Source organism: Nocardioides hungaricus (assembly GCF_054782915.1).
Genome location: NZ_BAAGRO010000039.1, coordinates 1 through 8,718 on the forward strand (window position 1 = coordinate 1; position 8,718 = coordinate 8,718).

At 71.0% G+C, this 8,718-nt stretch carries 8 protein-coding genes; 2 read left to right on the forward strand and 6 right to left on the reverse strand.

Annotation, left to right across the window (positions count from 1 at the left end; translation table 11 throughout):
* The 3 genes from ACYVKX_RS16390 to cas7g are packed head-to-tail and all read right to left on the reverse strand — an operon-like array spanning position 1 to position 3,629.
* Positions 1-1,095 carry a DEAD/DEAH box helicase family protein gene (locus ACYVKX_RS16390; protein ID WP_460834572.1) on the reverse strand — a complete coding sequence of 365 codons (1,095 nt, stop codon included), beginning with the start codon at positions 1,093-1,095 and terminating at the stop codon, positions 1-3.
* A complete protein-coding gene (csb2, locus tag ACYVKX_RS16395) occupies positions 1,079-2,488 on the reverse strand; it encodes a type I-G CRISPR-associated protein Csb2 (protein ID WP_460834574.1) in 1,410 nt (469 codons plus the stop codon). The genes ACYVKX_RS16390 and csb2 overlap by 17 nt, the downstream gene beginning before the upstream one ends.
* Position 2,489: 1 nt before the next feature.
* Positions 2,490-3,629 carry a type I-G CRISPR-associated RAMP protein Csb1/Cas7g gene (gene cas7g / locus ACYVKX_RS16400; RefSeq protein ID WP_460834577.1) on the reverse strand — a complete coding sequence of 380 codons (1,140 nt, stop codon included), beginning with the start codon at positions 3,627-3,629 and terminating at the stop codon, positions 2,490-2,492.
* A gap of 791 nt (positions 3,630-4,420) precedes the next feature.
* Between cas7g and ACYVKX_RS16405 the strand changes: the two genes are divergently transcribed.
* Together ACYVKX_RS16405 and ACYVKX_RS16410 are read left to right on the forward strand one after the other, a co-directional pair.
* Positions 4,421-4,606, forward strand: coding sequence for an antitoxin VbhA family protein (locus ACYVKX_RS16405; protein ID WP_460834580.1), 186 nt, complete (start codon positions 4,421-4,423; stop codon positions 4,604-4,606).
* Positions 4,607-4,608: 2 nt separating this feature from the next.
* Positions 4,609-5,208 carry a Fic/DOC family protein gene (locus ACYVKX_RS16410; RefSeq protein WP_460834583.1) on the forward strand — a complete coding sequence of 200 codons (600 nt, stop codon included), beginning with the start codon at positions 4,609-4,611 and terminating at the stop codon, positions 5,206-5,208.
* A 143-nt stretch (positions 5,209-5,351) separates the two neighbouring features.
* Here ACYVKX_RS16410 and ACYVKX_RS16415 read toward each other — a convergent pair whose 3' ends face one another.
* Genes ACYVKX_RS16415 through larB form a run of 3 tightly spaced genes read right to left on the reverse strand, consistent with a single transcriptional unit; the run spans position 5,352 to position 8,438 of the window.
* Entirely contained in the window at positions 5,352-6,566 is a 1,215-nt protein-coding gene (locus tag ACYVKX_RS16415) for an arginine deiminase (RefSeq protein WP_460834586.1), read from the reverse strand.
* 10 nt (positions 6,567-6,576) lie between these two features.
* Complete coding sequence (larC, locus tag ACYVKX_RS16420; RefSeq protein WP_460834588.1) at positions 6,577-7,755, reverse strand: nickel pincer cofactor biosynthesis protein LarC; 1,179 nt, start codon at positions 7,753-7,755, stop codon at positions 6,577-6,579.
* Positions 7,752-8,438, reverse strand: a complete 687-nt coding sequence (gene larB / locus ACYVKX_RS16425) for a nickel pincer cofactor biosynthesis protein LarB (RefSeq protein ID WP_460834591.1) — start codon at positions 8,436-8,438, stop codon at positions 7,752-7,754. The genes larC and larB overlap by 4 nt, the downstream gene beginning before the upstream one ends.
* Between the last annotated feature and the right edge of the window lie 280 nt (positions 8,439-8,718).

Sequence of the window (8,718 nt, forward strand, 5' to 3'; positions counted from 1 at the left end):
TCAACCTCGGCGGCCACAAGCCTGTCCTCCCCGGCCGGATATGACCCACGGATCAGTCAGGAGAGCCTCCAATATGTCCTGACTGAGGCGGTCGCGGTCGACGCCCCGAGATCGTCCGATGAGGAGGAAGGTCGAGCCCGCTCCCGTGTCCTTCGACAGCTGCAGGTGGACTTGGCGCGCACAGTCGACGGTGTTGCAGACCACGAGGACACGCGCCCCGGGAGCCGCGACGGCCTCGACGGCGGCGCCGGCAAGGTCCTTGACGATCGATGCCTTGCTCGACTCCAGGCACGTCGCTGTCTTGGGGCTCCGGAGCCGTCGGGCGGCGACCGGCTCCCGTGCGGCGTTGTGGGCATCGAGATCGATCTCGTAGGTCCACGACGGCGGATCAGCTGTCGGCCCCTGCGTCGCCGACAGTTGTACGACGTGCGCCGGCGGAAGCCCGGTGGTGGAGGTCGAGCCGTCCATGCCCTGCGCGGTGGTGATCGACGCTACCATCGCAGTCGCCAGATGAGCCTCGTCGACCATGATCAAGGCGTCGACGCCGACCAGCGCCGCTTCGATCGGCCACCGGCGGCTGCTGGTGCCGTAGCCACGGAAGAACAGTCGACTGCCGACCTGGTCGATCGTGCCGGTCACGACGCCGGATTGGTCGGGCCGCTCGAGCCACGCTGCGTCCCACGTGACCCCACCCCGCATTCGGGTGACCTCGAGGGCCGGTGCGTCGCTGTCGGACCGGCGGGCGATCAGCCGAGAGCGCACTTCGGCGAGAATCTCCGACGCGGCATCCTGGATCGCGTTGCTGAGTCTCTGGGCATGTGCGTGCGCCTGGTCGACGACCAGTCGGCGGTCGACGACGAAGAACAGTCGGCGTCGTGCCGGGCTGGTCGTGCCCCCCGTCGCGCTGCTCGCCGCCGAGACGAACGTGGCGATGTCGATCATCGTCGTCTTCCCGAGACCGGTCGGTACGTCGATCGCGTCGGGCCACGCGCCGCGCCGAAGGACCTCGACGGTGAGGTCCCGTTGCCAGGCGAACGGGCGATGACCATGCACCGCCTCGAAGAACTCAGGAAAATCCTCAGCGGTCAGCTGCATCGTGCACCTCCGTGCTGCGCTCAGGTGCGAAGAGGCCGACGCCGAGATATCGGCCGGCTCCGACAAGTACCGGTCCGACGACTTCTTGCTCAAAGGTGAGGCGGGCGTGGCAATACAGGCGTCCGGTCGCCCGCTTCGGCAGGTCCGAAGGGCGAAGGCGTGCCGCCCCGGGAGTCAGCCCGGTCTTGCTCACCTCGACACCCAGGGGTACGGGCAGCCCGGCGAGTTCGCAGCTCGTGCGGACCGCGCTGACCAGGTCGCGGTCCTTCGGATAGCGGTCCAGCACCACGGGGGTGACCGACACCCAGCGTCGTGACGGCCGGGTCCACGAGCGCGGGTCGGCTGCGCGGGGCCGGTCGAGGTCGGTGCGATGAACGAGGACGACAGAGCCGATCCCGTTGACGTGTACGTGGATCTCGCCGGAGCCGCCGTGCAGGATGCGTCGAACGAGGGCGCGGCGATCCTCAGCGCTGAGGCCGGGGATGGCGACCCCCAGGCCGACGAGGTGGCCATCGGCATGAGCGTGCCCGACCACGGGCAGTCCGATGAATGCGACGTGAGGGACACCGTCGGCACCGTGACCATGCACCGTCGCGGGAAGCGGGTCGCCGTCGGCGTTGAGCACGTGACTCCGCAGGGCGCTGGTGAATCTGGTGATGAGGCGCACCTCGGGCTTCAACCCGGAGAACCTGAGCGCTACCAGGTCCTGGTACGGCGACCGCACCGCAGGCGAGCCGGGCGCCGCCTCCGTCGTGTAGCGGTAGCCCTGCGCGGCGCGGCCACTGTCGGTCGCCTGCCACGCCGAGAGTCCGGCATCATGGAGCGCCTCGAGCTCGTCGGTGAAGCCGGCGTACGGGACGCGCATCACGAGGTCTGCCTCCAAGGTAGCGCTGGGTGAGTAGGTCACCAGGCCGTCGGGCGCGCCTGGGGCGTCGGCGCGTGCGGTCGCGCTCATCAGCACCGCCGAGGTCGCGCGGCCGAGGTAGGGCACCCGGCGAGCCAGGTCGTCGATCAGGTGTGCGTCGCGTTCGGGCACGTCGGGCCAGATCATCAGCACCCTCGAGCTCCTGGGAAACGCCGCGCTGCGTTGACGCAGCCCGCTGCCCCGGCCCGGGTAGGTGAGGTTGCCTCCCTTGGCATCCCTGGCGTTGAGGACGACGTACCCCCGGCGGTGGGCAGGGCTGACGTCCTGCGGCGCGCAGGCGATCACGGTCGGCGCGCCGAGGCGCTCGAGGCCGCGCAGGCTGTCGGTCTCGGCGCCCGGCTCGGCTACGGAACGCAGCGCGGAGAAGACGCGGGCAGGGTGAGGCGGCCACTCGTGCGTGCGCGGATCCAGACCGCCGCCGGCGTCGTAGCGGTCCGCGACGAGGGCGATGTCGAGGACGAGGGGCACGTCAGTCCTCCGTCGCGGCCTTGGTCAGACTGAAGTCGATCGCCTCGGCGAGGGCCTTCGTCGGCGTCAGGACGATCGGGTCAAGGGCGACGCCGAGGCCGGCCTCGTCGGCCTCGATCCGGGCCGACTCGAACAACGCGAGGGCTGCAGGCACGGACAGGTCGAAGTCCTCGACCGTGCCGCCGCGCCCGACCCACTGCATGGTCTCGGCGGTCACCACGAGGTCGCAGCCGCTGCGCAGCCACAGCCCGGCCGACCCGAACGCCAGTCGGTCGCCGAGCAGCGCGTACGCCGCCAGCAGGGTCCGCGCTGCGACCTGGGCTCCGCTGCCGGCGGCGCCGAAGCGGATCCGCCGCAGCGCGGTGAGCGACAGCGTCGCATAGCGCCCGGCGCTGCTGATCGTCACACCGCCGTGAGCGTCGTTGGGGGCGATGTTGCCGTGACCGATCTCGCTGAGCTTGGCACTCTTGGTCTTCGTGCCAGCGACGACGTACTGCCAGTCGTCACCGTCCCCGGTCCGAGCGCCGATGAGGTTGACCGGGTCCATCCGGCCGGCGCGTCGGGACCCGACCACCGGGTCCCATCCGACGACCTCGCTGCTGAAGATGCGTGGGAACTTGGCCTGCCGCCCCTTGCGGTGCGAGTTCCAGGCCCCGAAGACGAGCGATCCGGGGTCGTGGCGCAGGAGCGCGCTGGCGTCGGCGAGCGTCGCTGCTTGGAAGCTCTTGCCCAGGTCCGTGCGGTCGAACTTCACGCCGTCGATCTCACTGTCACGCAGAAACGCGTCGGCATACCGGTGCGGTGCCTCGAGGGCGGACAGGTCCAGATCGACCTGGCCACGGTGCTCGATGCGGATGTCGGGCAGGCGGACCTCTCCGCCACGGAGGGCGGCGAGCAGCGACTCCTCCACGCGGTTGGCCTGCGACGGCACCTGATCGAGGACGACGGCCTTGCGTGGGTTGCCGTCGGCCCACCGCTCCTCGAGGAGGTACGGCGAACCGTCGCGGTCGACCGGGTAGGTCGGGGGAAAGACTCGTGCCCCCGGGCCACCTCCCGGCTCGTAGGTCGTGGTGATGCGCCCGACCGCGAACTCGTCCTCCTGGACGAGGGCGCGGAGGCGGTTGATGGTCAGGCCGGTCATCTCTACTCCTTGCGTCGACCCCGTCTGCGGGTCGGTCTAGGTCTGGGTGAAAGGAGCATGCACGAGAGGTCCGACACAGGAGGCCGAAACGGCGCGACGATCTGCGAAATCCCAGTGGATTGGTCTCTGACAGCGCGCTCACCGGGATGCTGTCCTCGCGTCGGTCCGACTTCGAGTCTCGCCGGCAAAGCCTGTTTCGCATCAGTGCAGGTCAGAGCCGCTTTTCGTCAGGAGAGCGACGCACTCCATGTGGTGGGTCATCGGGAACACACAAGCCGTGGTGAGCGTGATTGCGAGTCTTTGTGGGTGACTGCGTTCGTTGAGTCGAAAGTGGCCTCTGACCTGCGGCGATGCCCGTTTCGGGGCTGCGGGCGTCAGAGCGGCGTTGCGGGCCTGTGTGAATCAAAGCGAGCCCAATCCGAGCCCTCCCGTTAGTGGTCACCGGCGGTCACCGACTCTCGCAAACGACAGCGATCTCCGACCCGCCGAGGGACTCCGCGGCGTAGCCTCGCAGACACCCGCGCGATCCAAGGAGGTGTGGAATGGCCGAGGTCCAGGGCGCCAGTCGTGGCCGTCTGGCCGGGGCCTTGGATGCGTACCGTACCGGCGAGGAGATCAGCGAGGACGACGCCATGAAGCTCGCGAGGGCAGAACTCGACGCTGCTCGCAAAGCGCGAGCCGATGCGCCCCCTTCAGGGCGGCCGCCGGGAGCGTCAAGCCCGCGTTGGCCGGCTCAGTGTCCGTTTCGACCGGTAGAATGGCTGGATCGTGTCGAGCGGAAGGAGGGTCCAGTGACCGTCATCAAGAGCGAACGGACCGAGCGCGAGCGCGTGGTCGCCGAGGCAATCCACAGCGCCGAGATGGAAGGGCTCACGGTGTCCGAGGCGGCCGTATCCGACTCGGCTGCCTACGTCGCCGGCCAGATCGACTCTGCCGAGCTTGTTGCGCGGGCACGTGCCCGCTACGGCCTCGACTGATCTTGTCCGACTTCGTCGACCCCTACATCGACCTCGCGACAGGCATCCTCCGCAACCTCGTCAGAGCCCGGACCCAAGACGAGCTCGACCAGATCGAGGCCGATCTGGTCGAGGCCCGAACAGTTGATCTGCCCAGGCAGCGGATCAAGAAGACCGCCGACCTCACAGAACTGCGGGCCATCCATCGCTACCTCTTCGCGGACGTATACGACTGGGCCGGTCAACTGCGGACCGTGGACATCCGGAAGAACGTCGAAGGCTCGGAGTACTTCGTCCCGGTATCCCTCATCGACCGCGCCGCCACCTTCACCGCCACCGAGTTGGCCGCCGACGACCTCCTACGCAACATGAGCCGCAACCAGTTCGTCGCCCGGCTCGCTCACCACTACGACCAGCTCAACTACACCCACCCTTTCCGAGAAGGCAACGGCCGAACCCAACGTGCCTTCTGGGACCGGATCGCCAACGACGCCGGCTGGCGATTGACCTGGCGCGCGGTCACCGGCGAGGTAAACGATCACGCCTCTCGCGTCGCTTCAGAGACGCAAGACCTCGGGCCGCTCATAGCGATGTTCGACGAGATCGTCGGCCCCCTCCCGTAACCGATCCCCAGGGTTCGAACTCTATTGCGACATCTGGTTCAGGGGCTTTCAGCCTCTGTCAGGGCACGCAGTTGTCGGTCGGTGTCGATCCACTCGGAGTACTGATCGCAAGCTGAGTCGCGGCGGCCGCGGGTATCGGCCCCTCAGCCCAGCGGAGCCCGCGCCACCGGGCAGCTCATGCACCGCGGGCCACCGCGCCCGGAGCCGAGCTCGGAGCCCGCGATCCGCACGACCTCGATGCCGGCCTCCTCGAGGCGGGCGTTGGTCTCGACGTTGCGCTCGTAGGCGACCGCGACGCGAGGGGCGATGGCGAGGGTGTTGTTGCCGTCGTCCCACTGCTCGCGCTCGGCGGTGACCGGGTCGAGGCCGGTGTCGATCTGGTGGAGCGTGTCGATCTCCATCGCCTTCGCGGCGGCCACGAGGAACGGCTCGGCCGCGGCCACCGACAGCTCCAGCTCGTGGTCGTCGTCGGCGCCGCCGACCACGGTCACGGCGTACGCCGTGAGGGAGTCGGCGACGTTGGGGTACATCACGATCTTGTCGACGTCGACCATCGTGCAGACGGTGTCGAGGTGCATGGTCGCCCGCTCCTGGGCGATCGGCACGGCGAGCACGGTGTGCGCGAGTCCGTCCCGAAACGCCTGGCGGGCGAACCGCTCTGCGCCCGCGGGCGTGGTGCGCTCGCCGACGCCGACCGCGATCACTCCGGGCGCGAGCAGCAGGACGTCGCCGCCCTCGACGTGCTCGTGGCGCCAGCCGTGGATGGTGCGGGTGCCGCGGAACCGCGGGTGCTCGGTGTAGATCAGCTCGGTCAGCTGGGTCTCCCGCGAGCGGGCCGGCATCGCCAGCGAGGTGACCGCGACCCGGTCCCGCACCCAGACGCTGGAGTCGCGGGTGAAGAGCAGGTTCGGGAGCGGGTCGATGAGGAACGCGTCGCTGGCCAGCAGCGAGGTCACCAGGCCGAAGCCGCCGCGGACCTCGTCGTTGCGAATGCCGGCGGTGAGGTGGCCGGTGAGCTCCTCGGGCGAGGCCTCGGCGAGGAACCGGGCGAGGTAGCCGCGCAGGGTATCGCCGAGGTGCAGGCCCGCGAGCGCGGTCGTGATGGCATGGTCGCGGGCGTCGTCTCGCGCGAGCGTCTCGGTGAGCAGGTCGGTCAGGTAGAGCACCTCGGTGCCGCGCTCGCGCAGCGCGTGGGCGAACGCGTCGTGCTCCTCCTGCGCCCGCGCCACCCACGGGATCCCGTCGAAGAGGAGCCGGTCGTTGTTGCGCGGGGTGAGCCGCCTGAGCTCGTTCCCGGGCCGGTGGAGCAGGACGGTCTCGAGGGTGCCGACCTCGCTGTCGGCGCCGTGGGTGGTCATGGCGGACAGGCTAGGCGAGGAACGCCCGGGCGAGGGCCGAGGCCTCGGCGAGCACGTCGGCCACCGGGCGAGAGAGTACGTCGGCGGCGCGGGCGACGTCGTCGTACTCCGGCTGGGCGTTGATCACGACCCCGCGGTGGCGGGCGAGCTTGACGCTCACGGCCTGGCCGTCGACCTCGACCGTCGCGAACTCGCGGTCGAGCGCGTGCTTGGTCAGCGGCTGCTCGCGCAGCCCGATCGTGCTGGTCTGCGCGAAGATCGCGGCGCGCACCTCGTCGGCGCGGGCGCCGTCGACCAGCGCACTCAGCGTGTGCGCGGGGCGGCCCTTCTTCATCAGGATCGGGGTCAGCCACGCGTCGGACGCGCCGGCCTCGAGCAGCGCGGCGAGCACAGCCGGCCACACCCGCGGGTCGAGGTCGTCGACGTTGCACTCCAGCAGCAGCGGCCCGTCGGTGGTCGAGCCCGGCCCCCCGGTGGTCGAGCTTGTCGAGACCCCGGCGAAGATCCGCAGCACGTTCGCGTGCCCCTGTGGGTCGCGACCGCCGGCCCCGACGCCGATCGCGTCGACAGCCATCGCGGGCTGCGGGCCCCAGTCGGTGGCGAGCGTGGTCAGCAGCGCGGCGCCGGTGGGGGTGCACAGCTCCATCCGGACCGGGCCGGCGAAGGTCGGTACGCCGCGCAGCAGCTCGGCCACGGCCGGCGGGGGCACCGGCAGCGTGCCATGCGCGGTCTCCACGGTGCCGGAGCCGACCGCGACGGGCGAGACGGTCACCGAGGTCGCGCCGAGGTGCGCGAACCCGGCGCACACCCCGACCACGTCGGCGATCGCGTCCAGCGCGCCGACCTCGTGGAAGTGCACCTCGTCCGGACTCACCCCGTGCACCGCCGCCTCGGCGACCGCGAGCCGCTCGAAGGCCGCCAGCGCGAGGTCGTCGTCCACCAGGGCCCGGACGTCGCGCCAGGTGCGATAACGGCGCAATTGCGCCGTTTCGACATGCACCCGTGTGGCGGCCAGGCCCCCGCGGCGCACCTCCTCGACGCGCAGGACGATCGGCTCGGGCGCGACCGCGTCGACCGCGTCCTGCAGCACTGCGAGGGGCACCCCGGCGCCGACCAGCGCGCCGAGCAGCATGTCGCCGCTGGCACCCGAGGAGGCGTCGACCCAGAGCCGGACGAGGGGCTGCGTCATCGGGGCACCGACTGGCGGGCGACGCGCGCGGCGTGCACCCCGGCGCCGTACCCGTTGTCGATGTTGACGACCGTGACGCCCGGCGCGCAGGAGTTCAGCATCGCGAGCAGCGCGGCGACGCCGCCGAGCGAGGCGCCGTACCCGACGCTGGTCGGCACCGCCACGAGGGGTACGCCGGTCAGCCCGCCGACCACGGACGGCAGCGCGCCCTCCATCCCGGCGACGACCACGAGGCAGTCGGCCGCGGCGAGCCGCTCGCGGACGCCGAGCAGCCGGTGCAGGCCGGCGACGCCGACGTCGTCGATCCGGTCGACCGCGGACCCATGCACGGCGACGGTGAGCGCGGCCTCGGCGGCCACGGGGGCGTCGGAGGTGCCGGCACTCACCACGGCGACGGTGCCGTGCGGCTCGGGCAGCGGCCCGACCGCGACCGCGCGGGCGACCGGGTCGACGGTCGCCCCGGCCAGCGCCCGGCCCACGACGTCGAGGGCCTCGGGCGCGAGCCGGGTCGCGAGCACTGCGCGCTCGGGGTGCCGCTCGTGCAGGGCGCGGAGGATCGCGACGACATGGTCGGGCGTCTTGCCGGCGCCGTACACGACCTCGGGGTCGCCCGTGCGGGCGGCGCGATCGACGTCGACGCGCGCGAAGCCGAGGTCGGCGATCCGGGGGTCCTGCTGCTCCACGGGCCGAACCTACTCGACGGCCCCGGCGAGCCTCAGCCGCCCGGACGTCATGCGGGCTGGTCGTGGGGGCGGCACCTGGGCCGTCCCGACTGTCATGTCGGCGCAATTGCGCTGTTGTGGCAGTGCTTGCCCCGGCCCGGCTGCCGTTTCGGCGCAATTGCGCCGCCGGGGCAGCCGCCGCGCATGACGTCCCGGCGACGGTGCGTCACGACGCTAGGGAATCGCTGATCAACGGACCATTGGCAGGTGAGGTTCCGCGGACTGGCCTGGGCGAGCTGCT